Origin of the sequence: Streptomyces sp. NBC_01197 (assembly GCF_036010505.1) — a bacterium.
Taxonomy (GTDB): domain Bacteria; phylum Actinomycetota; class Actinomycetes; order Streptomycetales; family Streptomycetaceae; genus Streptomyces.
This window is the reverse complement of record NZ_CP108569.1, coordinates 6,871,590-6,898,109: the sequence shown is the minus strand read 5'-3', so window position 1 is coordinate 6,898,109 and position 26,520 is coordinate 6,871,590. Positions and strand designations below refer to the sequence as shown.

Annotated in this window: 17 protein-coding genes and 1 pseudogene; 10 read left to right on the top strand and 8 right to left on the bottom strand. The window is 71.0% G+C overall.

Going from position 1 to position 26,520, the window contains the following annotated elements:
- Positions 1-21: 21 nt before the first annotated feature.
- Positions 22-1,236, bottom strand: coding sequence for a cation:proton antiporter (locus tag OG452_RS31650; protein WP_327298967.1), 1,215 nt, complete (start codon positions 1,234-1,236; stop codon positions 22-24).
- A gap of 425 nt (positions 1,237-1,661) precedes the next feature.
- On the opposite strand from OG452_RS31650, the gene OG452_RS31645 reads away from it, so the two are divergent.
- Positions 1,662-1,946 carry a LapA family protein gene (locus OG452_RS31645; RefSeq protein ID WP_327298966.1) on the top strand — a complete coding sequence of 95 codons (285 nt, stop codon included), beginning with the start codon at positions 1,662-1,664 and terminating at the stop codon, positions 1,944-1,946.
- Between the two features lie 40 nt (positions 1,947-1,986).
- On the opposite strand, the gene OG452_RS31640 is transcribed toward OG452_RS31645, so the two are convergent.
- The 3 genes from OG452_RS31640 to OG452_RS31630 all read right to left on the bottom strand — a co-directional run bounded on the left by OG452_RS31640 (position 1,987) and on the right by OG452_RS31630 (position 5,128).
- A complete protein-coding gene (locus OG452_RS31640) occupies positions 1,987-2,550 on the bottom strand; it encodes an RICIN domain-containing protein (protein WP_327298965.1) in 564 nt (187 codons plus the stop codon).
- A gap of 263 nt (positions 2,551-2,813) precedes the next feature.
- On the bottom strand, positions 2,814-4,472 hold the full coding sequence (locus tag OG452_RS31635; RefSeq protein ID WP_327298964.1) for an acyl-CoA dehydrogenase family protein: 1,659 nt from the start codon (positions 4,470-4,472) through the stop codon (positions 2,814-2,816).
- A 35-nt stretch (positions 4,473-4,507) separates the two neighbouring features.
- A complete protein-coding gene (locus OG452_RS31630; RefSeq protein WP_327298963.1) occupies positions 4,508-5,128 on the bottom strand; it encodes a TetR/AcrR family transcriptional regulator in 621 nt (206 codons plus the stop codon).
- Positions 5,129-5,202: 74 nt separating this feature from the next.
- On the opposite strand from OG452_RS31630, the pseudogene OG452_RS31625 reads away from it, so the two are divergent.
- Positions 5,203-5,415, top strand: a pseudogene (locus OG452_RS31625) (AMP-binding protein); the annotation flags it as partial.
- Between the two features lie 413 nt (positions 5,416-5,828).
- Here the strand turns inward: OG452_RS31625 and OG452_RS31620 are convergent.
- Complete coding sequence (locus tag OG452_RS31620; protein WP_327298962.1) at positions 5,829-7,217, bottom strand: PP2C family protein-serine/threonine phosphatase; 1,389 nt, start codon at positions 7,215-7,217, stop codon at positions 5,829-5,831.
- A gap of 327 nt (positions 7,218-7,544) precedes the next feature.
- Here OG452_RS31620 and OG452_RS31615 point away from each other — a divergent pair, with 327 nt between their 5' ends.
- A complete protein-coding gene (locus OG452_RS31615) occupies positions 7,545-10,388 on the top strand; it encodes a SpoIIE family protein phosphatase (protein WP_327298961.1) in 2,844 nt (947 codons plus the stop codon).
- A gap of 374 nt (positions 10,389-10,762) precedes the next feature.
- Here OG452_RS31615 and OG452_RS31610 read toward each other — a convergent pair whose 3' ends face one another.
- Complete coding sequence (locus OG452_RS31610; protein ID WP_327298960.1) at positions 10,763-11,191, bottom strand: secondary thiamine-phosphate synthase enzyme YjbQ; 429 nt, start codon at positions 11,189-11,191, stop codon at positions 10,763-10,765.
- A gap of 117 nt (positions 11,192-11,308) precedes the next feature.
- Here OG452_RS31610 and OG452_RS31605 point away from each other — a divergent pair, with 117 nt between their 5' ends.
- Positions 11,309-12,412: an NAD(P)-binding domain-containing protein gene (locus tag OG452_RS31605; protein ID WP_327298959.1), complete on the top strand. Its 1,104-nt coding sequence runs from the start codon at positions 11,309-11,311 to the stop codon at positions 12,410-12,412.
- 322 nt (positions 12,413-12,734) lie between these two features.
- Here OG452_RS31605 and OG452_RS31600 read toward each other — a convergent pair whose 3' ends face one another.
- A complete protein-coding gene (locus OG452_RS31600) occupies positions 12,735-14,537 on the bottom strand; it encodes an ABC transporter ATP-binding protein (RefSeq protein WP_327298958.1) in 1,803 nt (600 codons plus the stop codon).
- 108 nt (positions 14,538-14,645) lie between these two features.
- Between OG452_RS31600 and OG452_RS31595 the strand changes: the two genes are divergently transcribed.
- The 4 genes from OG452_RS31595 (at position 14,646) to OG452_RS31580 (ending at position 21,953) form a co-directional block, all read left to right on the top strand.
- The gene (locus OG452_RS31595) at positions 14,646-15,101 is read left to right on the top strand and encodes a MarR family winged helix-turn-helix transcriptional regulator (RefSeq protein WP_327298957.1); all 456 of its coding nucleotides are present in this window, start codon (positions 14,646-14,648) and stop codon (positions 15,099-15,101) included.
- Positions 15,102-15,219: 118 nt separating this feature from the next.
- A complete protein-coding gene (locus OG452_RS31590) occupies positions 15,220-18,168 on the top strand; it encodes an FAD-binding and (Fe-S)-binding domain-containing protein (RefSeq protein WP_327298956.1) in 2,949 nt (982 codons plus the stop codon).
- A 135-nt stretch (positions 18,169-18,303) separates the two neighbouring features.
- Complete coding sequence (locus OG452_RS31585) at positions 18,304-20,175, top strand: ABC transporter ATP-binding protein (RefSeq protein WP_327298955.1); 1,872 nt, start codon at positions 18,304-18,306, stop codon at positions 20,173-20,175.
- On the top strand, positions 20,172-21,953 hold the full coding sequence (locus tag OG452_RS31580; protein WP_327298954.1) for an ABC transporter ATP-binding protein: 1,782 nt from the start codon (positions 20,172-20,174) through the stop codon (positions 21,951-21,953). Before OG452_RS31585 ends, OG452_RS31580 begins: the two co-directional genes overlap by 4 nt.
- Positions 21,954-22,050: 97 nt before the next feature.
- On the opposite strand, the gene OG452_RS31575 is transcribed toward OG452_RS31580, so the two are convergent.
- A complete protein-coding gene (locus OG452_RS31575; protein WP_327298953.1) occupies positions 22,051-22,872 on the bottom strand; it encodes a metal-dependent hydrolase in 822 nt (273 codons plus the stop codon).
- Positions 22,873-23,004: 132 nt separating this feature from the next.
- Here OG452_RS31575 and OG452_RS31570 point away from each other — a divergent pair, with 132 nt between their 5' ends.
- Together OG452_RS31570 and OG452_RS31565 are read left to right on the top strand one after the other, a co-directional pair.
- Complete coding sequence (locus OG452_RS31570; RefSeq protein WP_327298952.1) at positions 23,005-25,527, top strand: DEAD/DEAH box helicase; 2,523 nt, start codon at positions 23,005-23,007, stop codon at positions 25,525-25,527.
- An 88-nt stretch (positions 25,528-25,615) separates the two neighbouring features.
- Positions 25,616-26,488 carry an acyl-CoA thioesterase gene (locus OG452_RS31565; protein WP_327298951.1) on the top strand — a complete coding sequence of 291 codons (873 nt, stop codon included), beginning with the start codon at positions 25,616-25,618 and terminating at the stop codon, positions 26,486-26,488.
- The last annotated feature ends 32 nt before the right edge of the window (positions 26,489-26,520 follow it).

The window sequence follows — 26,520 nt, the reverse complement described above, 5'->3', positions numbered from 1 at the left end:
CTTCTGCTGTCGGCACCATCGTTACCACGCCTCCGACTTTTCGGCAGCCCGGGGGCCCGGCTGTGCTCCGTCGCGGGCGGCGCGAATGCGCCTGGCCAGCAGCGGGAATACCAGCACGGAGACCATCGCGGCGCCGACCAGAGCCGCCGCCACGGCCGAGTCCACGATCTTCTGGCTGACGCCGATGGTGGTGATGGCGACCACCAGCGGCAGGCAGGTCGCCGCGAACAGGGTGAGCGCGCCCCTGTCGCCGCGGTCCAGGTCGCGGGGTGCGAGCAGGGATACGGGCCCTCCCCGCAGGAGGAGGAACAGGAGCAGGAAGACCGGCATCAGTGTCAGCGAGCGGCCGTCGTGGAGCAGGGCGTGGAGGTCGAAGTTGATGCCGGTCACCACGTAGAAGAGCGGCACGAGGAATCCGAAGCCCATGGCCTCCACCTTGCCCAGGATCTCGGCGCTGCTGTCGGGGGCGGCGCCCTGCAGCACCAGGCGGGCCAGGATGCCCGCCGCGAACGCGCCCAGCAGGACGTCGAGTCCGAATGCCGACGCGAGGCCCAGCATCCCGGCCAGCAGGAACATGACGAAGCGGACAGCGAACTGGGCACTGTTGTGCAGGGTCTTGTCGATCAGGTGGGAGAACCAGGGGCGCCTGGGTCGCAGCGCCCAGACGATGGCCGCAGCCGTGACAGCCGCGAAGACGACCAGAAGGGCGGCCGACACCCCGGGTTTACGGCCGCTCAGCAACAGAGCGGTGGCGACGACCGGACCGAACTCGCCTACCGCACCGAACGCCGTCACCACCGTACCGAAGCGCCCGTGCAGGTCCCCCTCGTCCTTGAGCATCGGCAGGACTGTGCCCAGAGCGGTGCTGGTCAGCGACGTGCCGATCACGAACGCCTTGAACACGTCGTCACCGCTGAGCAGGAAAGCCACCGCGATGGCGACGGCGAGAGAGGCCAGCCAGGCTCCGGCAGCCCGGCGCAGCGTCCTGCCTCGCACCGCCGCGAAGTCGATCTCGTAGCCGGCGAGGAAGATCAGCATGGACAGCCCCAGATTTGACAGGGTGTCGATGGCCTGGTCCGAATGTGCCCAGTCAAGGGCGTTCGGGCCGATGACGATGCCGAGCGCGATCTCGAAAATGACGAGCGGGACGGCGAGGCGTCGCGCCGCAGCGTTCGCCAGCAGCTGAGCGAGCACTGCGGCGGCCGTGATCAGGACCAGCGTGCCGGGGTGCGACACGGGCCCGGGGGCGGTCAGGCCCGGCCCGGCATGCCGTGCCGGGCCGGGCGGAACGGACCCGTGAAGCCGTACCTCGCCTCGTCCGGGTCCTGCGGGTCACGGATGGGACAGCGCTTCCGCACCGCCCGGATCGACTCGGCGGTGCCCGGTCGGCCCGGCTTTGCTTCGGAGGTGGACAACAACGGCCTCCCTGGCAGGGCGTGGACACGGCGGGCCGCACACCTGGTACGCCCGGTGCTGCCCACCCTCACCTCGCGAGCGAGGTGTCACGAGCGGGGGTAGCCCATCGGGGGAGCCAGGACCGGCGCCTGGCGTGGCGTACAGAATTCAGCGGCGCCACGGCCCCGAGGCGGGCACAGTGCGCCCGCACCCGGATGGCGCAGCCCGAAGCGGCATCCCGTAATCCGGGGGCCGATTCTGGAGAGATGAGCGGACAACAGGCTCCAGACACACCGGGCGCCGCGACCAGCCGTGGTTCACGCTGGCGCCAGGCCCTGACGCCTTCGCGCATCCTCGCCCTGCTGCTGACCGCGGTCGCGATCGTCCTCATCGCCGAGAACACCCGGGAGGTGAAGATCCGGCTGCTGGTTCCCGTCGTCACCATGCCCCTGTACGCGGCGCTGCTGATCATGTTCGTGATCGGCCTCCTCGCCGGGGCCCTGCTTGTCTACAACCGTCGCCGCCGCAGGAGGCGGCGCGAGCGGTACTGAACGAGGGTGCACCGTACTGGCGGCTCCCCTCCGCGTGCGGTCAGATGTTGTGGGGTTCCCAGACCGGCAGCCAGACGTCGTTGACCGCTCCCCGCGGGGTGCACTCGTACTGGATCAAGTTGTTTCCGGTGCCGGGGCCGCCCTGGACGTTCAGGCACTTGCCGCTGGACTTGACGACGATTTGGTAGCCGATGCCCTTGGGTACGAACTTCCACAGTTCGTTGTCGCTGTTTCCGCAGGTGTACTGGATGACCTGGGCGCCGTTTTCGCTCCCGCCGCCCCTGACGTTGAGGCACTTGTCGCTGCTGACGGACTTGAACCGGTAGTAGCCGCCGAGGGCGGAGTCCGCTTCCCAGCGTTCGTTGGCCTTGCCGGACCAGGGGTACTGGATGACATGGGCACCGTTTTCCGTGGCTGCCCCGCGTACGTTGGCGACCTGACCAGGGTCGTCGGCGAGTCTGAGGGTGAACTGCTGGGCGACGATCGACCGGGGCGTGGGGCTCGCGGCGTCGTCGGCTGCCGCCGTGGCGGCCGTGCTCGACACGAGTCCCGCACTGATCGCGAGAGCCCCCACTCCGGCAGCCCACTTCTGGTACAGCTTCATGCTTCTCCTCCGGTTCCGCTGTCGCACCACCGACGTGAATCGTCTCCGTGTGCAGTCAACTCACCACCGAAAGTAGCGATCTGTCGTGCTCGGCCACAGAGGGCACCGGGAGCAACGAGCGTGGCCGGAGAGACTCCGCACGCCCTCATCCGGCTTCGGCATCCCTGCCCGCGGAGGTTTGACCCGTTGCGTTCACCCCAACGGGTAACTCGCTTGAACCGGCCGGCGGTTGATACCTGGGGCACACCTCGCGGCACCCGCCGTCAGACGGGGAGACGCTCCAGCACACCCGCGAAGTCCGTGCCCGGCGGGAGGGTTCCGAACGCCAGCCCCCGGTCCCCGGCCAGCCGGGACGCACAGAAGGCGTCGGCGACGGCGGGCGGCGCGTGACGGACGAGGAGCGATCCCTGGAGCACGAGCGCCGCGCGTTCGATGAGACGGCGGGCCCGCAGCGGGGCGTCCTCGGTGAGGACGAGTTCGCCGCGCAGCTCCTGCCAGGCGGCGTCCAGGCGCCGGTCGGCGCCCGATGCCGCCTCGATCTCGGTACGGAAGGCGTCGACCGACTCGGCCTCCCGCGCCAGCGCCCGCAGCATGTCAAGGGCGTTGACGTTGCCGGAGCCCTCCCAGATGCCGTTGAGCGGGGCCTCGCGGTAGAGGCGGGGCATACCGGACGCCTCGTCATATCCGTTGCCGCCGAGGCATTCCAGCGCCTCGGCGACTGCGGCGGGCTGCCGTTTGCACACCCAGTACTTGCCGACGGCCGTGGCGAGTCGCAGGAACGCACGTTCCCGGGCGTCGCCGCGCTGGGCCCGGTCGGCGGCCCCGGCGAGGCGCAGGGCGAGTGTGGTGGCGGCCTCGGACTCCACCGCGAGGTCGCCGATCACATTGCGCATCAGGGGCTGGTCGATCAGTTTCGCGCCGAACACCGCGCGGTGGCGCACATGGTGGACGGCCTGCGCGAGCGCGGCGCGGGTGCCCGCTGCGGATCCGAGTACGCAGTCGAGGCGCGTCGAGGTCACCATGTCGATGATGGTGCGTACGCCCTTGCCCTCGGGGCCGACGAGCCAGGCGACCGTGTCGTCGAACTCGGGCTCGCTGCTGGCGTTGGCACGGTTGCCGAGTTTGTCCTTGAGCCGCTGGATGCGGAAGGTGTTACGGCTGCCGTCCGGCAGCACGCGCGGCACGAGAAAGCAGGAGAGCCCGCCGGGTGCCTGCGCGAGCACGAGGAACAGGTCGTTCATCGGCGCGCTGGTGAACCACTTGTGACCGCGCAACCGCCAGGTCCCGTCGGGCTCTTCGGTGGCCGATGTGGTGTTGGCGCGCACGTCGGTGCCGCCCTGCTTCTCCGTCATGCCCATCCCGGCGAGCAGTCCTCGCTTGCCGGCGGGGGCCCGCAGGCCCGGATCGTAGACGCGGCTGGTGAGCAGGGGCTCGTATGTGGCGGAGAGGCCGGGAGAGTGGCGCAGCGCGGGGACCACGGCGTACGTCATGGAGACCGGGCACAGGTGCCCCGGCTCCACCATCGACATCAGCATGAACCCCGCGGCGCGGGCCACATGGGCGCCCGGGCGCTCGTCGGCCCAGGCAGCGCCGGCCAGCCCCGCGCTCACGGAGGCGTCCATCAGGTGGTGGTAGGCGGGATGGAACTCCACCTCGTCGATGCGGTGACCGTAGCGGTCGTGCGTGTGCAGCACGGGTTCGTGGCGATTGGCCTGGTCGGCCCAGACCTGAGTTTCCTCGCCCGCGACGAGGCGGCCGAGGTCATGGAGGTCCGCGGTGTGCCATGACGCGCCCTCACGGCACATGCTCTCCAGCAGTACGGCGTCCTGGGCGGCGTCGTGGCCGGTCAGCGGCGGGGGCTGATTGGTCACCTCGTGGGTCGGGGCGGTGGGGCGGCTGCGGGGGGCGGCGGTCGTCGACACGGGTTTCCTCCGGGTGCGGGCGTACACGGAACGGGTCAGGGCTGCTGTGCGTCGGCCGGGATGCCCGCGCAGCGCAACGCCATGGCGGTGAGTTCGGCGAGGAGTTCCTCGGTGGCCCTCTCGTCGTGGTCGCCGAGCGGGTCGACGAGTACCTCGCCGATCGCCCCGGTGAGCGCGGCCGCGGTGATCTCGCCGTTCTGCGCGGGCAGCAGGCCGTTCGCGATGCCTTCGTGGACGACTTCGGCGAACAGCGCCCGGTAGCGGCGCCGGAAGTCGAGGCGCTCGGCACCGACCGCCGGTTCGGCCGGGGCGGCGAGCAGTGCGTATGCCAGTCCGCGGTTCTCCAGGGCGCGGCGGGCGAAGACCCCGACACCCCGGCTGAGCCGCTCGGCGGGCGTTCCTGGCCCCTGGAGCACCTCGCCCAGGACGTCGACTTCGCGCCCTGCGGCGCGTCGGAACACCTCGACGGCCAGCGCCCCCTTGGACGGGAAGTGCTGGTACACCGAACCGGCCGCGATGCCCGCCGCATCGGCGACAGCGGTCACCGACGCCTGTGACCAGCCCACTTCCGTGACCACCGAGGTGGCACACGCGACGAGGTGCTCTCTGGCGGCTGCGAGCCGATCGATTTCGGCGCTGGTCTTGCGGTAGGCCATGAAAGAAGTGAACCACCATTCAGAGTTTCCCGCCATGGCCGGTACCACCGGCTCGGCCCCATCAGGAGAACGTGATGCCCCTCAGCACCCTGCTGGACAGCCCGGTCCGCTCCGCCGGCAGCAGAGAAGCGGTCGTCCACGGCGAACAGCGGTGGATCTACCGCGAGTTCGCGAACCGGGCCCGCCGCGCCGCGACAGTGCTGCGGGGAGCGGGACTGCGGCCGGGCGACCGGCTGGCGGTGATGACGTACAACACCTCCGCCTTCCTGTTCGCGGCGTTCGGCGCCGACGGACGTCACCGCGTCGAAGCGGCCGGCGGCCATGTACGCGGCCGAGCAGGCAGCCGGCGTCCCGTACCGCAGGATCCTCACCAGCCGTACCTGGATCGGCGCCCCCTCGCCTACTTCACCAGCTACTGGGCTGTCGCCCTCATGCCGGGCTGGCTGCCCTCCCGCCCCGTAGCGACTACTGCCCGGGCGCGGCCGACCGCCTCTCCGCGGTCACCCGGTCCCGCCCTGGCGCGGAGGCACTGGGCGACGCCAACTGCCGCATCCTGGTGCCGGACATCACGGATGCCGGCGAGATCCGATTTCGTGCCCAACGCGTTCATGCTGGCGCAAGCGGAGAAGACGGTGCTGCGGGCCCCGTTCGCGCCGGCCCCGCGCGGCTGACGCCCCGAGCGCGGCGGCCGCCCGCCGCCTCACGGAACCGCCAGCACGGGCCCCGTCCGCGGCGGCCCCGTGCGCACCGCGATCATCGCGACGTCGTCGGTACCGTCGTCCGCCAGCCCACTGAGCAGTTCGTCGCAGAACGCCTCAAGCGGCTTCCGCGCGAGGGCCGCCGCGTGCTGCCGCAGGCGGGCCAAGCCGCGGTCCAGCCCTTCGGTCCGGCGCTCGATGAGGCCATCCGTGTACAGCAGGAGGGTGGATTCGGCCGGCAGCCGTTCGATGGCCCCCGGGCGGTGCTCGCCGGGATCCATCCCCAGCAGCATGCTCCGGCCGCCGGTGAGGAAGCGGGTCTCCCCCTCACGGGTCACCAGCAGCGGCGCGGGGTGCCCCGCCACCGCATAGTGGAACTGCCAGAACTCGTCGGGCGCCGTCTTCTCGATCAGCCCATAGATACAGGTCAGAGTCTGATGCGGGGAGAGGATCTGGTGAGCCGCGTCCAGCCGCGCCAGGATCTTGCCCGGTGGCTCCTTGCGGTCGCAGGCGATGCCCCGGAGCATGTTGCGGGTCTGGCTCATCATGATCGCCGCACGCAGATCGTGCCCCGCGATGTCCCCGATGATCAGTGCCAGGGCCCCGTCGGGCAGTACGAATGCGTCGTACCAGTCGCCCCCGACCCTCGCGGTGGCCACCGCCGACTGGTACCGGGCGGCCAGTTGGAGGGGCCTGTGGGCGGGCAGGTCGGGCAGCAGCGAGCGCTGCAGGCGCTCCGCGGTGTGCTGCACCTGCGAGTGCAGGCGCGCGTTGTCGATGGCCAGGGCCACCCGGTGTGCGAGATCCTCGACGAGCGCGAGGCTGTCCTCCGTCAGCGCCGCCTCGCGGCGGGTACGGGCCAGGGTCAGCACTCCGAAGACCTGTCGGCGTGCCCTCAGGGGAGCGATCACCGCCGTGTCGGTCGCCAGCCTCTCGAAGAGGTCGAGCTCGCGAGCGAGCAGTGGATCCTCGGTCCCCCGCGAGCTGGGGAAGTCCGTGAGGAGCACAGGTCCCACGCCCTGCAGAGCACGAGCCCAGTTGGCCTCCGACCCCTCGTCCGACGGCAGCAGCCCCTCGTACATGCCGGGGGCCGCCGTCTCGGCCTCCCGGTGTTCGACGGCGACACGGCGCAGCCGTCCGTCCCCGTCCAGGAGATCGACGGCGCACCAGTCGGCGAGACCGGGAACGAGGGTGTGGCAGAGCCGCCGGATGCCTGTGTCCGTGTCGAGGGTGCTGGCCAGGGCTTCGGCGGCGTTGATAAGGAGTGTGAGCCGGTCGAGTGCGTGCTGCACCTCTTCATCGACCTCGAAGGCGTCCGCTTCACCGCCCGGGTGGCCCTCACCCGGGCGGTTCTCCGGCTCCCCGGCCGAGGGGTCCTGCAGCGAGCACATGCCGGCTCCTTGCCTCCGTTGCGGCCGGCTGACGAAGGGGAGACGGCCCGCCCTCACATTCTGCGACCCACCCCGCGCCCCGGCATGTCCGGACCGGCGGCCGAGCTGGGGCGGACGGGTGTTCCACCCGGGACCGGCGCCCCCACGCCCGCGTCATGGGCCTGCCGACCGGCACATGGGCTGCCCACTCGGTGGTGGGTCGGCCAAGTTGTCGAGCAAGAAGACATTTCGGTTGATTCTTGGTCTTATTGTGGTTCCGTCTGCGGGTCGCCGCCCCGACGGACGAATCCTCCGGGTACTCGAAGAAACGATCGGCAGGACCGGCCCATGGGTGAGCGCAAGGCGTCTTTCGGGTCCTCGCGGGGGCGCCGCATCTCTCTGCCGGGTCTACGCAGCGTCGCGGGCCAGATGTTTGTCCTGCAGGTGACCGTCGCGGCGGTGCTGATCGCGGCTGCGGTGGTGGCGCTGGTACTGCAGGCCCACAGCAACGGCACGCGGGACGCCCGCCACCGCACGCTCAGTGTGGCCCAGGCCTTCGCGGAGGCACCCGGAACGGCAGCGGCGGCGACCAGCGCCCACCCGACAGCGCTCCTGCAGCCACGCGCCGAGGAGGTCCGTAAGTCGACCGGCGTCGACCTCGTCGTGGTGTTCAGTACGACAGGGATCCGCTACACCCATCCCGACCCGAAGCTGATCGGCAAGCATGTACTCGGCCCGTACAAGTCGGCCATCTCCCACGGGGCTTTTACGCGGACCTTCAGTGCGAGCCGGGGCCTCGCCGTGGACTCGATCGTCCCCGTCACCGGGCCTCACGGCAGAGTCGTCGCCCTGGTGTCGGTCGGGATCACAGTGACGAAGGTGCAGAACGCGGTCAACAGTCACCTGCCGGTGCTGCTGGCCGCAGCGGCGGGGGTACTGGTGCTGGCGGCGGGCAGCTCGATGCTGGTGTCGCGGCGGCTGCGGCGGCAGACCCACGGGCTGGGGCCCGCGGAGATGACGCGGATGTACGAGCACCACGACGCCGTGCTGCACGCGGTGCGGGAGGGCGTGGTGATCGTCGATCAGAGCGGGCGGCTGCTGCTGGCCAACGACGAGGCGCGGCGGCTGCTGGAGCTGCCGGCGGACGCGGAGGGGCGCCGCATCGCGGAGCTGGGGCTGGCGGCCGGGGTGGCGGAGCTGCTCGGCTCATTGCGGCCGGCGAGCGACGAGGTGCATCGGGCGGGGGACCGGCTGCTGGGCGTCAACGTGCGACCGGCGGCGGACGGCGGTGGGCGGCCCGCGATGTACGTGGCGACGCTGCGGGACACCACGGAGCTCGCGGCGCTGACGGGGCGGGCGGAGGTGGCACGGGGGCGGCTGACGCTGTTGTACGAGGCGGGGGTGCGGATCGGGACCACCTTGGACGCGGTGCGCACGGCCGAGGAGCTGGCGGAGGTGACGATGCCGCGGTTCGCGGACCTCGTCACCGTCGACCTGGCCGATGCCGTGGTGCGGGGGGAAGAGCTGGAGTGGGCAAGAGCGGAGATGCACCGGGTGGCCCTGCGGGGGGTGCGGGCCGATGCGCCGGTGGCCCAGGTCGGCGATGTGGTGCAGTTGATTCCCGCGGAACAGCAGGCGCAGGCGCCGGCCACGAACCACGGGCCGGAGGCACCCGCCACGGACCACGGGCCGGAGGCACCCGCCACGGACCGAGCGTCCGAGGCGCCGGCCGCGGACCGAGGGGGCCTGATCGCCGACCTGCGTGCCGAGCACGACTGGCGGACCTACGATCCGCAGCGCGCGGAGAGGATCCTCGACCACGGCATCCACTCGCTGATCGCGGTGCCGCTGCTGGCCCGCGGGACGGTGCTGGGCAGGGCGTGCTTCTGGCGCTCGGAGCAGGTGCAGCCGTTCGAGCCGGACGATCTGTCCTTCGCCGAGGAGCTGGCCGCGCGGGCGGCCGTGTGCCTGGACAACGCCCGTCGCTTCACCCGGGAACATGCCGTGGCAGTGGCTCTGCAGCGCAGCCTGCTGCCGCGCGGCCTTTCCGGGCAGACGGCGGTGGAGGCCGCCCACCGCTATCTGCCCGCGCAGGCCGGCGTGGGCGGGGACTGGTTCGATGTCATCCCCCTGCCGGGGGCCCGGGTGGCCCTGGTGGTGGGCGACGTGGTCGGGCACGGGCTGCACGCCGCGGCCACCATGGGCCGGCTGCGGACCGCGGTGCACAACTTCTCCGCCCTGGACCTGGCGCCCGACGAACTGCTGGGGTACCTGGACGAGTTGGTCGTCCGGATCGACGCCGACGAGGGCGCGGAGGAGGAATGGCCCGCGGTGACCGGGGCGGCCTGCCTGTACGCCGTTTACGACCCGGTGGCCGGCCACTGTTCCGTGGCCCGGGCGGGCCACCTCGGGCCCGCGCTGGTGCATCCGGACGGCACGGTCTCGTTCCCCGATGTCCCCCTCTCCCCGCCGCTGGGGCTCGGTGGCCAGCCGTTCGAAACCGCGGAGCTGACCCTTGCCGAGGGCAGTCGGCTGGTGCTGTACACCGACGGGCTCGTGGAAGACCGCGACCGGGACGTCGACGTGGGTCTGGCCCTGCTGAGGGAAGCCCTGACCGGACACCCCGGACGGAGCCCGGAGCAGACCTGCCAGGCGGTCATCGACTCCGTGCTGCTGCCGCAGCCCAGCGACGACGTCGCACTGCTGGTGGCCCGCACCCGTCTGCTGGGCCCGGAGCATGTGGCCGACTGGGACGTCCCGTCCGATCCGGCGGCGGTCGGCTCGGTGCGCGCCGGGGCCAGCCGGCAGCTGGCGGACTGGGGCCTGGACGAGATCGCTTTCACCACCGAGCTCATCCTGTCGGAGCTGATCACCAACGCCATCCGGTACGGCACGCCTCCGGTCCGGGTACGGCTGCTGCGTGACCGCACCCTGATCTGCGAGGTCTCGGACGGTTCCAGCACGTCCCCGCACCTGCGCCAGGCGAAGACGACTGACGAGGGCGGCCGCGGGCTGTTCCTGGTGGCCAAACTCGCGCAGCACTGGGGCACTCGGTACACCCCGACCGGCAAGGTCATCTGGACCGAACAGGCTCTGGAGGACGGCATGGAGGAGGTGGGCCTCGACCTGGGCGACCTCTTCCTCGAACACGGGGTATCCCCCGACGACCCCGGCGATGACCGGAGTCCGTGATGGTGCCCGATGGACGAGGGAGAAGGGCCGTCGACCACCTTCGGCAGGATGATCTCGAACAACCCGGAAAGCTCAGTCGAACCTGACGGTCGGCCTTCGCGAGGCCGGACCGAAGCGCGTCCAGCTCGCGCAGGGCTGCTCACTCCTGCTCAATCGACCAACCCGAGGTCGGCCGGGTTCGACCGCCAGGGCAAGGAACCATGGGACAGCGCGCGGTGAGTCGCCCCCTTCAGTGACTACGCCTCGGTCGCCGAAGCCGAAGTCCGCCCTACTTCAGCCCTTCCATAGCGGAGACCCGCGCGGTATTGGCGATCAGCACATCCGTGGCCTTGCGGATCCAGCTCTGCGCGCCTCTACTGTCCTTCCGGCGCGACTCACTGGCCGAAGAAACTCAGCCGGACCCGTCGCTCCGCGTTGTCCACGTTCGTGTCCACCAAGCACACCGACTGCCAGGTCCCCAGTTCCAGCCGCCCCCCGATCACCGGAAGTGTCGCGTGCGGTGCCACCAGGGCCGGTACCACGTGGTCTCTGCCGTGGCCCGGGGTGCCGTGTCTGTGCTGCCAGCGGTCGTCCGCCGGCAGCAACCCGTGCAGGGCCGCGAGGAGATCGTCGTCGCTTCCCGCGCCGGTTTCCAGGACGGCGATACCGGCCGTCGCGTGCGGTACGAAGACATTGAGCAGGCCGTCGCGGCCCGCCGCCGCCTCGCGGAGGAAGTCCTCGCACTCCCCCGTCAGGTCGGTGACGGTCTCGTGGTCGCCCGTTCCGATGTGCACGGTGCGCGTCGTGAAAGTGGTGTCTGACATGCGTCCCATCCTCCCGCGCGCGGGGCGCGCGTGCCTGTCCGGGCGGGGGTTCTGTCAGGACGGCCCCGGCCGTCGCCGGGCGGGAAGATCCCGGAAACCGGAGCTGTTGGATGAGACGTGAACAACTCCGGGGTACGCGCAGTGGACGTGGTGGTCATCGGCGCCGGGCAGGCAGGGCTTTCCGGCGCCTACCATCTGCGGCGTAGCGGGCTGGTCCCCGGGCGGGATTTCGTCGTGCTGGACCACGCCCCGCGGCCGGGTGGCGCCTGGCAGTTCCGCTGGCCCTCGCTGACGTACGGCAAGGTGCACGGCATGCACTCGCTGCCCGGTATGGAGCTGGGTGACGCCGATGGGGACCGGCCCTCGTCGGAGGTGGTGGGCGAGTACTTCGCAGCGTACGAGGAGGCCTTCGGGCTTCTGGTGCGCCGGCCCGTCGAGGTCACCGCGGTACGCGAGGGCGACGGCGGGCGGCTGCGCGTCGAGACGTCCCAGGGTGCCTGGGCCGCCCGTGCGGTGATCAGCTCCACCGGTACCTGGGACCGGCCCTTCTGGCCGCGCTATCCGGGCCAGGAGACTTTCCGGGGGCGGCAGTTGCACACCTCGGGGTATCACGGCCCCCAGGAGTTCGCCGGGCAGCGGGTGGTGGTCGTCGGGGGCGGGGCGTCCGGCACCCAGCATCTGATGGAGATCGCCGACGTGGCCGCCGGGACGACCTGGGTGACGCGGCGCCCGCCGGTGTTCAGGGACGGGCCGTTCACCGAGGAGTGGGGCCGGCGAGCGGTCGCGATGGTCGAGGAGCGGGTACGGCGGGGGCTGCCGCCGCAGAGTGTCGTCTCGGTGACCGGGCTGCCGCTGAACGACGCGATCCGGGCCGCCCGCGACCGGGGCGTTCTCGACCGGCTGCCCATGTTCGACCGGATCACTCCGGACGGGGTCGTCTGGGACAGCGGTCGCGCCGTGGCGGCGGACGCCATCCTCTGGGCCACCGGGTTCCGGGCCGCCATCGACCATCTCTCACCCCTGAGGCTCCGTGAGCCGGGCGGCGGCATCCAGCTCGACGGCACCCGCGCGGTCCGGGACGAGCGGGTCCATCTGCTCGGCTACGGGCCTTCGGCCTCCACCATCGGCGCCAACCGGGCGGGACGCTCGGCCGTCCGGGACATCCGGCGGCTGCTGGAAGGCTCGGGAGCCCCCGTTCCCGTCGGCGCGTCAGCCGCCTGAGCGTGGCGGCGAGTTACCGAACGCACGAACAGGGGATCGGGTGTTCGCTGGAACGTGTGGTCGCATCGGATTCACTTGCTCGGCCCCCGCAGGAAGCAACATGCTTACCGTGCGCAAGCGACGGGCTGCAGACCGCGACTGCGCAGTCCCACTGATGAACCATGCACAAGGAGAACGCGCCACCATGAACTTCCTCACCAACCTGCTTGCCGGCATCGTCCACTTCGTGGGTTGGCTCGTCTGACACTCGTTCCGACCGGCGCCGTCGCTTCCCGTCCCACGGGAGCGGCGGCACTGTCGTGTCGCGTGGCGTCACAGGGCGTCAGGCAGTGGGGGTCAGCTCGCCGTCCCTGCGGACCAGTGCGGCGTAACGGCCGTCCAGAGCGAGCAGTTCGTCATGCGTTCCGCGCTCCGCGACCCGGCCGCCGTCCAGCACCACGATCTGGTCGGCGTCCCTGACCGTGGAGAGCCGGTGCGCGATGGTGATGGTGGTACGGCCCGCGGACAGACCGTCGATGGCCTGCTGCACCGCGTGTTCGGTGCGGGTGTCCAGGGCGCTGGTGGCTTCGTCCAGGATCAGGACCGGCGGGTCGCGCAGGATCGTACGGGCCAGGGCCAGGCGTTGTTTCTCCCCGCCCGAGAAGCGGTAACCGCGCTCGCCGACCAGTGTCCGGTACCCGTCGGGCAGCGAGACGATGTGCTCGTGGATCTGTGCCGCCCTGGCCGCCTCTTCGAGCTGGGCGTCGGTGGCGTCCGGCCTGGCGAAGCGCAGGTTGTCGGCGACCGACGCGTGGAAGAGATACGTTTCCTGGGAGACGACGCCCACGGCCCGCGCCAGCGTGGCGAAGTCGAGGTCGCGCACATCGACACCGTCCAGCGTGACCTGTCCGCCGGTCACGTCGTACAGCCGTGGCACCAGATAGCTGAGGGTGGACTTGCCCGAACCGGTGGGGCCGACGACCGCCAGGCTGCCGCCCGCCGGCACCGCGATGTCGATGGCCTCAAGGGTGGGCCCGCTCTTCTCGTCATAGCCGAAGTCGACGTCCTGGAAGCGCACTTCGCCACGGACGGTGGCCAGCGGTACGGGGTTCTCGGGTTCCGTGATGTCCACCGGCAGATCCAGGTACTCGAAGATCCGCTGGAAGAGGGCGATCGACGTCTGCATGTCCACACCGGTCGACAGCAGGCTGACCGCCGGGCGGAAGAGGCCCTGCTGGAGCGAGACGAACGCGACGAGCGTGCCGATCGAGACCTGGGGCCCGCCCTCGTGGAGCGCCAGACCCGCCGCCCAGTAGATGACGGCCGGCATCGCGGCCATCACGATGCCGATCGTCGACATCCGCCACCGGCCGGCCATGCTGGAACGCACTTCGAGGTCGACGAGCCGTTCGGACTCAGCGGCGAAACCCTGGGTGAGCGAGTCGGAGCGGCCCATGGTGCGCCCGAGCAGGATGCCGCTGACCGACAGCGACTCGGTGACCGTCGCGGCCATCACCGCCATCTGCTTCTGCCGCTCCGTGGTGATCTTCTTGCGCTCGCGGCCGACACGGCGGCTGATCCAGACGAACACCGGGAGCAGCAGGAGCGACACGATCGTCAGCCGCCAGTCGAGGGCGACCATGGCGACGACCGTGGCGATGACGGCCGTGAGGTTGGAGACCAAGGAGGTCGCGGTGGAGGTGACCGTCGCCTGCATACCGCCGATGTCGTTGGCGATACGGGACTGGACCTCACCGGTGCGTGTCCGGGTGAAGAAGGCGAGCGGCATCCGCTGCAGCTGGGCGTAGACGGCGGTGCGCAGATCGTGCATGACGCGCTGGCCGACCGTGGTCGAGACCAGGGTCTGGAGCACCCCGAAGACGCTGTTCACGACGGCGGTGGCGATCATGCCCAGGGCGAGCAGGCTCAGCAGACCGGTACGGCCCTGCGGGATCGCGGTGTCGAGGATGGCCCGCAGCATGAACGGCGAGGCGACCGAGACCAGCGACGAAGCGCAGACCAGCAGTCCGACGAGCGCCAGGCGCGCGCGGTAGGGGCGGAAGAGCCGGACGATACGCCGCACTTCGGCGGGCGGCCGCCCGTCCCCACGGGGTGGGGGCGTCCAGTCGGGGCGTTCGGGTTTCATGAGCTCCTTCGGCGGTGGCTCGGCAGCGGCGGTGACTCGGCAGTCCATAGAGCATAGTGCACTGTTACCTACGCTCATAATGCACATGGTCCTGATATTGTTCCCGGCATGTCATCACCCTCCGGTGCCCTCGACGCCGACGGCCTGCTGGCCGAGCAGCTCCTCCGGCTGACCCGCAGGCTCCACCGCATCCACAAGCAGCATCTGGAGCCGGTCGGCATCACCCCCGCGCAGTCCCGGCTGCTGCGTACGGTCGCGCACTGCGCCGAGCCGCCGCGCATGGCCGACCTGGCCCAGCGGCTCGAAGTGGTACCGCGCGCCGTGACCAGCCTCGTCGACGCCCTGGAGGAGAGCGGCAGCGTCCGCCGGGCGCCCGATCCGAGTAACCGCAGGGTGGTGCGGATCGAGCTGACGGACAGCGGCCGGGCCACCCTGCGGGCACTGCGCGCCGCGCGCCGCCGGGCCGCTGAGGAGATCCTCGCCCCACTGGCCGCCGACCAGCGCGATGTGCTCGGCGAGCTGCTGTCCACTCTGCTGGACGGCCCGGGCGACCACCGTCCCTGACCCGCCGCCCGCGCTCTGAGCGGCCCGGAGCGGACGCCACCCGTACAGCTCTCCTGCTCGCCATTCGTACAGCTCTCCATTTCAGCTCTCCAGCCGTCCAGCCGAGGAGGCTCCCCCCATGCCGCTGCTCGACCCGAAGCCCGGCGCTCTCCGACCGCGTACGGAGCGGGCGCCGGCCCCCGACCGGGTGCCCGACACCCGGTCGGCCGGGACCCCCGAGCCGCTGCGCGGCGATCTGGCCGCTCTGCTGGGCGAGGAGAAGGTGCTCTCGAAGATCTCCGACCTCGTGCGGTACGCGTCCGACGCCAGCCCGTACCGCTTCGTCCCCCAGGTCGTGGTGGTCGCCGAGGACGTCGACGACATCTCGGCCGTGCTCTCGTACGCGCGGGACAACGGCCGCCAGGTCGTCTTCCGGGCAGCGGGCACCTCACTGAACGGGCAGGCGCAGGGCGAGGACTTCCTCGTCGACGTCCGCCGCCACTGGTCCGGCATCGAGCTCATGGACGACGGCGCCCGGGCCCGCATCCAGCCGGGCACCACCGTCGTCCGCGCCAACGCGACGCTCGCCCGGCACGGCCGCGTCCTGGGCCCCGACCCGGCCAGCGCCATCGCCTGCACGCTCGGCGGTGTCGTCGCCAACAACGCATCCGGTATGACGGCGGGCACCACCCGCAACTCCTACCGCACGCTCGCCTCACTGACCTTCGTGCTGCCGGGCGGCACCGTGGTCGACACCGCCGACCCGGCCGCCGACGACGCTCTCGCCGCCGCCGAGCCCGGCCTGTGCGCGGGGCTGCTCGCGGTCAAGGCGGAGATCGAGGCGGACCCGGAGCTGACTGCCCGGATCCGGTCCAAGTACGAGATCAAGAACACCAACGGCTACCGCCTCGACGCCTTCCTGGACGGCGCCACCCCCGTTGAGATCCTGCGCGGGCTGATGGTCGGCTCCGAAGGCACCTTCGGTTTCATCTCCGAGGTCGTCTTCGACACTCTGCCGCTGGACCGCAAGCTCTCCACCGCGCTGCTCTTCTTCCCGACACTCCGGGCGGCGGCCGCGGCGGTCCCGGTCTTCAACGAGGCCGGGGCCCTGGCCGTCGAGCTGATGGACGGCAACACGCTGCGCGCCTCGGTGAGCGTGGCGGGAGTCCCTGCCGACTGGGCGGCGCTGCCCAAGGAGACGACTGCGCTGCTGGTCGAGTTCCGCGCTCCGGACGAGGAGGGCAGGGAGGCCTACGAGCGGGTGGCGGCCGAGGCCGTCGCCGGTCTTGACCTGGTGGCGCCCGTCGCCTCGGTCACCAATGCGTTCACCCGCGATCCGAAGACCATCGCCGGGTACTGGAAGGCGCGCAAGGCGTTCGTCACCGCGGTCGGCGGTGCCCGCCCGTCCGGCACGACGCTGATCACCGAGGACTTCGCCGTACCGCCGTCGAAGCTCGCCGACGCCTGCACGGCGCTGCTCGAACTGCAGACCCGGCACGGCTTCGACGCCGCCGTGGCCGGTCACGCGGCCCACGGCAATCTGCACTTCCTGCTCGCCTTCGACGCGGGGCTGCCCGGGGACGTCGCGCGCTATGCCGCCTTCATGGACGAGTTCTGCCGGCTGACGGTCGGGCGCTTCGACGGCTCACTCAAGGCCGAGCACGCCACCGGCCGGAACATCGCACCCTTCCTCGAACTCGAATGGGGCCCGAAGGCGACGGAGTTGATGTGGCGGATCAAGCAGGTCATCGACCCCGACGGGGTGCTCGCACCCCGTATCGTCCTGGACCGTGACCCGGGGGCGCACCTGCGCGGGCTCAAGTCCATCCCCAAGGTGGAGCTGATCGCCGACCCCTGCATCGAGTGCGGGTTCTGCGAACCCACCTGCCCCAGCCACGATCTGACGACGACACCGCGCCAGCGGATCGTGCTGCGCCGCGAGATGATGCGCCAGGCGCCTGGCTCCCCGGTCGAGGACAACCTGCTGGACGCGTACGGATATGACGCGGTGGACACCTGCGCGGGCGACTCCGCCTGCAAACTCTCCTGCCCGGTGGGGATCGACACCGGCGCGATGATGAAGGACTTCCGCCACCGGCGGCACACCGCGCGCGAGGAGAGGGTGGCCGCGCTGACCGCACGGAACTTCAAAGCGGTCGAGGCCGCCGCGCGGCTCGTGGTCGGTGCGGCGGACCGGATCAGCGACCGGCTCCTTGAGTCCGTCACCGGCCTGGCCCGCCGGGCCGTCCGCCCCGACCTGGTACCGGAGTGGCTGCCGGAACTCCCGGGGGCGGCCGCACGCAAGCTCCCGCGTACCTCCCGCAAGGGCTCGACCGCCGTCTACTACCCGGCCTGCGTCAACCGGATCTTCGGTGAACCGGCCGGATACCACGGGCCCTCACTCCCCCAGGCCGTCGTGGCGCTCGCCGAGCGGGCCGGACGGCCCGTGTGGATTCCGGACGATGTGGCGGGGACCTGCTGCGCGACGATCTGGCACTCCAAGGCGTACGACGAGGGCAACACGGTGATGGCCAACCGCATCGTCGAGGCCGCCTGGGGCTGGACGGGCGGCGGCAAGTACCCGCTGATCGTGGACGCTTCGTCCTGCACCCTGGGGATCGCCCATGAGGTGGTTCCCTATCTCACCGACGACAACCGTGAGCTGCACAGCGAGCTGACGATCACCGACTCCGTCGTCTGGGCCGCCGACGAACTGCTCCCCCGTCTCACCGTGCTCCGCAAGACCGGCTCCGCCGTGCTCCACCCCACCTGCTCCATGCAGCACCTGGGCGACGAGCCGCAGTTGAGGGCCGTCGCCGAGGCCTGCGCCGACGAGGTCGTCGTCCCCGACAGCCTCGGCTGCTGCGCCTTCGCCGGGGACCGCGGGATGCTCCACAAGGAGCTGACCGCCGCCGCGACGGCGCCGGAGGCGGCCGAGGTCAACTCCAGGAGTTTCGACGCGTACCTCTCGGCGAACCGGATGTGCGAGGTCGGTATGGACCGTGCGACGGGGCACGATTACCACTCCGTACTCCTTGAGCTGGAGCGGGCGACCCGCCCCGGTCCCGGGCCGGCCCGGCGCGGCTGACCCGCAGCGGCGGCACGGCACGGTCGGCACGATAGCGCCGCATTCGGGTCCCCCGGCCGGAAAATCGATTGCCCCGAAGCGTGGTGAAGCGCGAACCTTGCACGGTTTGAGCCCCTCTTCGACTTCTGGGATCCCATGCAGATTCGCGATCTTCCCTATCCAGATCCAGGCGATCCCGACGTACGGTCAGGTCCCCGTTTCCTCTACTGGCTCGGCCGCAACCAGCTCGGCGGTCAGTGCCGCTCGCTCGCCTGGGGACTGCTGCACCAGTGCGGGATCGCCGGGCTGCCGCTGGCGGTCGGCTTCGCCGTGCAGGCGGTGGTGGACCGCTCAGGCGGCCGGCTCGCGCTCTCCGGCGGGCTGATCGCGCTGCTCGGTGCGGTGATCGCGGTGGGCGACACCATGCTGCACCGGACCGCGGTCACCAACTGGATCACCGCCGCGGCCCGCGTCCAGCAACTGCTCGCCCGCAAGACCGCCGAGCTGGGTTCGGCACTGACCCGGCGGGTCGCGGCGGGTGAGGTCGTCGCGGTGTCCACCGGGGACGTGGAGAAGATCGGCTGGTTCGTCGAGGCGCTCTCACGCTTTCTCGCCGCCGCGACCGTACTGGTCATCGTCTGTGCCGGCCTGGTGCTGTATCTGCCCTCGCTGGGTATCGTGGTGGCGCTCGCCATGCCCGTACTGGCGCTGGCCGTCCTGCCGTTGCTGTCCACCGCCACCGCGCGGGCCGATGTCCAGCGGGAGAAGGCGGGCCGGGCCACCGAGCTGGCGGCCGACACCGTGGCGGGGCTGCGGGTGCTGCGTGGCATCGGCGGCGAGGAACTGTTCCTCGGCCGGTACCGCAGGGCGTCCCAGGAAGTGCGCAGGGCCGCCGTGCGCAGCGCCCGTATGTGGGCGCTGATCTCGGGGATCCAGGTGCTGCTGCCGGGGCTGCTGCTGATCGGTGTGGTCTGCTACGGCGCGCGGCTGGCCGCCGAAGGACGGATCGAGGTCGGCCAGCTGGTCACCGTGTACAGCGCGGTGACGCTGCTGCTCTTCCCGCTGCGGCACTTCCAGGAGATCGCCATGGCGTACTCGTTCTCCCGGCCGTCGGCGAAACGCGCGGCGCGGGTGCTGGCGCTCGAACGGACCGCGTACCAGGAGACGGCCGGTCGTGGGACCACCCGCACAGCGGTGAGCACGGAAGCTCCGGACGGTGATCTCTACGACCCGGTGACCGGACTGCTCGCGTCGGCCGGCGAGTTCACCGCTGTGGTCTGCGGTGATCCGGACGCCGCCGGCGCGCTGGCCGAACGGCTCGGCGGTCATGCCACCGCGGATGACGCGGTGAACCTGCCGTCGGTCCTGCTCGGCGGGGTCGCGCTGGACGATCTGCCCCTGGACACGGCCCGTACGGCCGTCCTGGTCCAGGACAAGGACCCGGTGCTGCTGTCCGGCACCCTGAACGAGCTGCTCGACGTGCCGTCGTCCGGCCAGGTGCCTGCCGCGGAGGCGCTGGCCGCCGCGCAGTGTGCGGACGTCCTTCAGGCGCTGGCCCAGGCCGCCGTCGAACCGGGCGGCGATCCCCTGCGGACCAGGATCACCGAACGCGGGCGGTCGCTCTCCGGAGGACAGCGGCAGCGGCTGGCCCTGGCGCGTTCGCTGGTGACCGACCCGGAGGTGCTGGTGCTCGACGAGCCGACGTCGGCCGTCGACTCGCACACCGAGGCGCGGGTCGCCCGGGGTGTGAAGGAGCTGCGCGCAGGCCGTACGACCGTGGTCTTCGCCTCGTCGCCGCTGCTGCTCGACCACGCCGACCGGGTGGTCTTCGTGCACGAGGGTGCTGTCGCCGGGACCGGCCCGCACCGTGAGCTGCTCCACGGCGACGCCCGGTACCGCGCGGTCGTCACCCGCAATCCCGACGAAGGAGCGGATGACGGCGCGGACAAGTCACCAGGTGCCGCCTCCCCCACCCCAACAGCCCCCACCGCCCCGCAAGCTTTCGCAGACATCGAGGAGTCGGCATGATCGGCGTCGCGCCCCCGGCCTACGACCCGGCGGCACCGGAGACGGCGACCACACTGCCGGTCGGCACGCCCACGACGGTACGGACGTACGTACGCGAGCTGCTGGGGCGCCACCGGCGGGCGTTCGCCGTGCTCATCGGGGCCAATGCCATCGCCGTGATCGCCTCGCTGGTCGGCCCGTACCTCCTGGGCGGTCTCGTGGAGGACCTGTCGAACGGCAGGCACGACCTCCATCTCGGCCGCGTCGCATTGGTGTTCGCGGTCGCCCTGGCCGTCCAGACCCTTTTCGTACGGTTGGTGGGGCTGCGCGGCGCGATGCTCGGCGAGGAGATGCTGGCCGACCTGCGCGAGGACTATCTCGTACGGTCGGTCGCGCTGCCGCCTGGCGTCCTGGAACGGGCCGGTACCGGTGACCTGCTCTCGCGTATCACCACCGACATCGACCGGCTCGCGAACGCGATGCGCGAGGCGGTGCCCCAGCTGGCGATCGGCGTGGTGTGGGCGGGGCTGCTGATCGGCGCGCTGGCCGTGACCGCGCCGCCCCTCGCGCTCTCCGTGCTGGTCGCGCTGCCGGTGCTGCTTGCGGGGTGCCGCTGGTACTTCAAGCGGGCGCCGTCCGCCTACCATTCGGAGGCCGCCGGGTACGCGGCGGTCGCCGCGATGCTCGCCGAGACCGTGGACGCGGGCAGGACCATCGAGGCGCACCGCCTCGGCGGGCGCCGGGTGGCGCTCTCCGAGCAGCGGGTCAGGGAGTGGACCGCCTGGGAGCGGTACACGCTCTGGCTCCGGTCGGTTCTCTTCCCGGTCATCAACGTCACCTACGTGACCATCCTCGGCGCGGTGCTGATGCTCGGCGGCGTCTTCGTGCTCCAGGGCTGGATCAGCGTCGGCCAGCTCACCACGGGGGCGCTCCTCGCCCAGATGATGGTCGACCCGGTCGGGCTCATCCTGCGCTGGTACGACGAACTCCAGGTCGCCCAGGTGTCGTTGGCCCGGCTCGTGGGTGTGCGAGAGATCGAGCCGGACGCGGGTGACGGGGCGATCGGTCCGGACGGGCGTGCGGTGCGCGCCGACACGGTGCACTTCGGGTACCGGGAGGGTGTCGACGTACTGCACCGGGTGACCCTTGATGTGGCTCCCGGCACCCGGATGGCACTGGTCGGGCCGTCCGGCGCCGGCAAGTCCACACTGGGGCGGCTGCTGGCCGGGATCTACGCGCCGCGCACCGGCGAGGTCACACTGGGCGGCGCCGAGTTGTCCAGGATGCCCGCGGAGCGCGTACGGGAACATGTGGCACTGGTCAATCAGGAGCACCACGTCTTCGTGGGTTCCCTGCGCGACAATCTGCTGCTGGCCAGGGCGGGTGCGGACGACGCGGAGCTGTGGAATGCGCTCGGCGCGGTCGACGCGGACGGCTGGGCCGCCGCGCTGGACGGGGAACTGGACACCGAGGTCGGCTCGGGGGGTCTGGCCCTCACCCCGGCGCAGGCCCAGCAGATCGCGCTGGCCCGGCTGGTGCTCGCCGATCCGCACACCTTGGTGCTGGACGAGGCGACGTCGCTGCTGGACCCACGGGCTGCCCGCCATCTGGAGCGTTCGCTCGCCCGGGTGCTCGACGGGCGCACCGTGGTGGCGATCGCGCACCGGCTGCACACCGCGCACGACGCGGACGTGATCGCGGTGGTCGAGGAGGGCCGTATCAGCGAGCTGGGCAGCCATGACGAGCTGGTCGCGGCGGACGGCGCGTATGCGGCGCTGTGGCGGTCCTGGCACGGGTGAGCGCGGGGGCCGGGGGCGGAGAAGCCCCCGGCCCCGGTTCACGGCCCGCACCTCACGGCGCTCAGGGCACAGCCCGCGGACCGGGCTCGCGGCCCGCTCAGACGACGCCGAGCGCGAACGCGCAGCTGACTCCGCCCACCACCATGAACATCGGCATCAGCACCTTGAGTTCCACCCAGCTGCCCGCGCGGAACCTCATGAACTTGGGCGGGCCCACATGGCGCCAGTGCTTGCGGCCGAGCGGTATCGGCCAGAAGATCGGGCAGCCCGAGACCGTGATGGCGTCGCCGAGGTCGTGGATGATGGCGCCCAGCACGATCGGCAGGCCCAGCCACATGTACTGCTGGGGCTCCCCCAGCCACAGGAAGTGCTGGCCGGGGTCGGTGAAGAACCAGTCGGAACCGTTGCCCGGCTCGTTCAGTATCTCGGCCAGGATCCACGCACCGGCAGCGCCGAGCAGCCACACCAGTACGGTGCTGCTGGACGGACGTGAGGCCCGCCAGAGCAGTCCCTCGATGGCGAGTACCACATGGACGAAGAGAATGCCGAGCACGGCCCAGCGACCGCCGTAGATCGCCAGGGCGGAGGCTCCGATGCCCAGCAGGACCGCCCACACCCCGGTGTGTGTGAGGGTCCGGTGACCGCCGCCCTTGCGGGGGTCCCCCTTGCCCCTCGTCGCCTTGTACACGAGGGTCGCCAGCGCGTCCACGAGGACGCACAGCCCGTGCGACAGCGGGCCGAACGCGTTGGATATCGTCGCGGCCTTGTGATCAAGGTCCGGCGCCAGCGCCGCCCCGGCGCTGATCAGCGCTCCGACGACGAGGACCGGCCACGGCATCGGATGCCCGTACGCCGTCGCCGCCGCCCCCACCCCCAGCCAGGCTGCTGCTCCTGACAGCGAGTGCGCCGGTCCCATCATGGTTCGTTCCGCCCCGTTTTCCGTTGCGCTGAAGCCCAGTTGAGGGCTGTTCGAGAGGGAAGCGTATCGCTCGTGATCTTCACGCGGGCAGCCGGTTCCCCCTTGGCGGGGTAAGGCAGGCAAGATGGAGGCGTGACCCTTATCGATCAGCTCCCCACGACCGCCGATCCCGATGCTCTCTTCGAGGCTTTCTCGTCGTGGGCGGAGGGTCAGGGCATCACGCTCTATCCGGCTCAGGAGGAGGCGCTGATCGAGGTGGTGTCCGGGGCCAACGTGATCCTCTCCACCCCCACCGGCTCGGGAAAGAGTCTGGTGGCGGCCGCTGCGCACTTCACGGCGCTGGCCCACGACAAGGTCACCTTCTACACCGCGCCGATCAAGGCCCTGGTCTCGGAGAAGTTCTTCGACCTGTGCAAGCTCTTCGGCACCGAGAACGTCGGGATGCTCACCGGCGACGCGTCGGTGAACGCGGACGCCCCGGTCATCTGCTGTACGGCGGAGGTGCTGGCCTCGATCGCGCTGCGCGACGGCAAGTACGCCGACATCGGCCAGGTCGTGATGGACGAGTTCCACTTCTACGCGGAGCCCGACCGGGGCTGGGCCTGGCAGATCCCGATCCTGGAACTGCCGCAGGCGCAGTTCATCCTGATGTCCGCGACCCTCGGTGACGTCTCCCGGTTCGAGGAGGACCTGACGCGGCGCACCGGCCTCCCGACCTCCGTGGTCCGCTCCGCGACCCGCCCGGTCCCGCTCTCGTACGAGTACCGCCGGACGCCGATCACCGAGACGCTGACAGAACTGCTCGAAACCAAGCAGTCGCCCGTGTACATCGTGCACTTCACCCAGGCCGCGGCGGTCGAGCGCGCCCAGTCGCTGATGAGCATCAACATGTGCAGCCGGGAGGAGAAGGACCGGATCGCCGATCTCATCGGCAACTTCCGCTTCACCACCAAGTTCGGCCAGAACCTCTCGCGTTACGTGCGCCACGGCATCGGCGTCCACCACGCCGGCATGCTCCCCAAGTACCGCCGACTGGTCGAGAAGCTGGCGCAGGCGGGCCTGTTGAAGGTCATCTGCGGCACGGACACCCTTGGCGTGGGGGTCAACGTCCCGATCCGCACCGTGCTGTTCACGGCGCTGACGAAGTACGACGGGACACGTGTCCGCACGCTCCGAGCCCGTGAGTTCCACCAGATCGCGGGCCGCGCGGGCCGGGCCGGGTTCGACACGGCGGGCTTCGTCGTCGCGCAGGCACCCGAGCACGTCGTCGAGAACGAGAAGGCGCTCGCCAAGGCGGGCGACGACCCGAAGAAGCGCCGCAAGGTGGTCCGCAAGAAGGCGCCGGAAGGCTTCATCGCCTGGAGCGACACCACCTTCGAGAAGCTGATCGCCGCCGATCCCGAGCCCCTGACCTCGCGGTTCCGGGTCACCCACACCATGCTGCTGTCGGTGATCGCCCGGCCGGGCAACGCGTTCAAGGCGATGCGCCATCTCCTGGAGGATAACCACGAGCCGCGCAAGGCGCAGCTGCGGCACATCCGCCGCGCCATCGCGATCTACCGCTCGCTGCTCGACGGCGGTGTGGTGGAGCAGCTGGACACGCCGGACGCCGAGGGCCGCATCATCCGGCTCACCGTCGACCTCCAGCAGGACTTCGCGCTCAACCAGCCGCTGTCCACGTTCGCGCTGGCCGCGTTCGACCTGCTGGACGCCGAGTCCCCGTCGTACGCACTGGACATGGTCTCGGTGGTCGAGTCGACGCTGGACGACCCGCGGCAGATCCTCGCCGCCCAGCAGAACAAGGCGCGCGGCGAGGCGATCGGCCAGATGAAGGCCGACGGGATGGAGTACGAGGAGCGCATGGAGCGGCTCCAGGAGGTCACGTACCCCAAGCCGCTCGAAGAGCTGCTGGTGCACGCGTACAACGTCTACCGCACGAGCCACCCGTGGGTCGGCGACCACCCGGTGTCGCCGAAGTCGGTCATCCGTGACATGTACGAACGGGCCATGACCTTCACCGAGTTCACCTCGCACTATGAGCTCGCCCGTACCGAGGGCATCGTGCTGCGGTACCTCGCGGGCGCGTACAAGGCGCTCGACCACACCATCCCGGACGACCTGAAGTCCGAGGACCTCCAGGACCTCATCGCCTGGCTGGGCGAGCTGGTCCGCCAGGTGGACTCCAGCCTGCTCGACGAGTGGGAGCAGCTGGCCAACCCGGAGGTGGAGACCGCGGAGCAGGCCGCCGAGCGTGCCGACCAGGTCAAGCCGGTCACCGCCAACGCCCGGGCCTTCCGGGTGCTCGTGCGCAACGCCATGTTCCGCCGGGTCGAGCTGGCGGCGCTGGACAACGTGGCCGCGCTCGGCGAGCTGGACGGTGACGCGGGGTGGGACGAGGACGCCTGGGGCGAGGCGATGGACGCCTACTGGGACGAGTACGACGACCTGGGCACAGGACCGGACGCCCGCGGCCCGAAGCTGCTGATCATCGAGGCGGACGAGGAGGACACCTCGCACGGGCTGTGGCGCGTGCGGCAGATCTTCGCCGACCCGAACGGCGACCACGACTGGGGCATCAGCGCGGAGGTGGATCTCGCGGCCTCCGACGAGGAGGGCCGCGCGGTCGTCCGCGTCACCGCCGTCGGCCAGCTGTGAGCCGGGCGGCCACCGTGCCCCGGCAAGACACTGTGACCCGGGAAGCCCCTGTGACCTGGGAATCCGCCGTGACCTGGGAGGGCACCGTATGACGAACCCCACCGAGAAGCTCATCGATCTGCTCGACCTGGAGCAGATCGAGGTCGACATCTTCCGCGGCCGCAGCCCGCACGAGTCCCTGCAGCGGGTCTTCGGCGGGCAGGTCGCGGGGCAGGCCCTGGTGGCGGCGGGCCGTACCACCGACGGCGAGCGGCCGGTCCACTCGCTGCACGCGTACTTCCTGCGTCCCGGCAGGCCGGGGGTGCCGATCGTCTACCAGGTGGAACGTGTCAGGGACGGGCGCTCCTTCACCACCCGCCGGGTGACGGCGGTCCAGCAGGGCCGCACCATCTTCAACCTGACGGCGTCCTTCCACCGGCCGGAGGAGGGCAGCATCGAGCATCAGGCGCCACCGGCCCGCGACGTCCCGGACCCCGAGTCGCTGCCGACGATCTCCGACGAGCTCCGTGAGCATCTGGGCAAGCTGCCCGAGGCGCTGGAGCGGATGGCCCGCAGGCAGCCCTTCGAGATTCGTTACGTGGACCGGCTGCGCTGGACCCCTGACGAGATCAAGGGCGCCGATCCGCGCAGCGCGGTGTGGATGCGGGCGGTCGGCCCGCTCGGCGACGACCAGCTGATCCACACGTGCGCGCTCACCTACGCCAGCGACATGACGCTCCTGGACGCGGTCCGTATCCCGGTCGAGCCGCTGTGGGGGCCGCGCGGATTCGACATGGCTTCGCTGGACCACGCCATGTGGTTCCACCGCCCGTTCCGGACGGACGAGTGGTTCCTCTACGACCAGGAGTCGCCCATCGCGACGGGCGGCCGGGGACTGGCCCGCGGCCGGATCTTCGACCGCGCGGGGAATCTGCTGGTCTCGGTCGTGCAGGAGGGACTGTTCCGCAGGCTCGGCGCCTGACCGGGCCCCGGGGCCTGTCCGGTCGGGCTAAG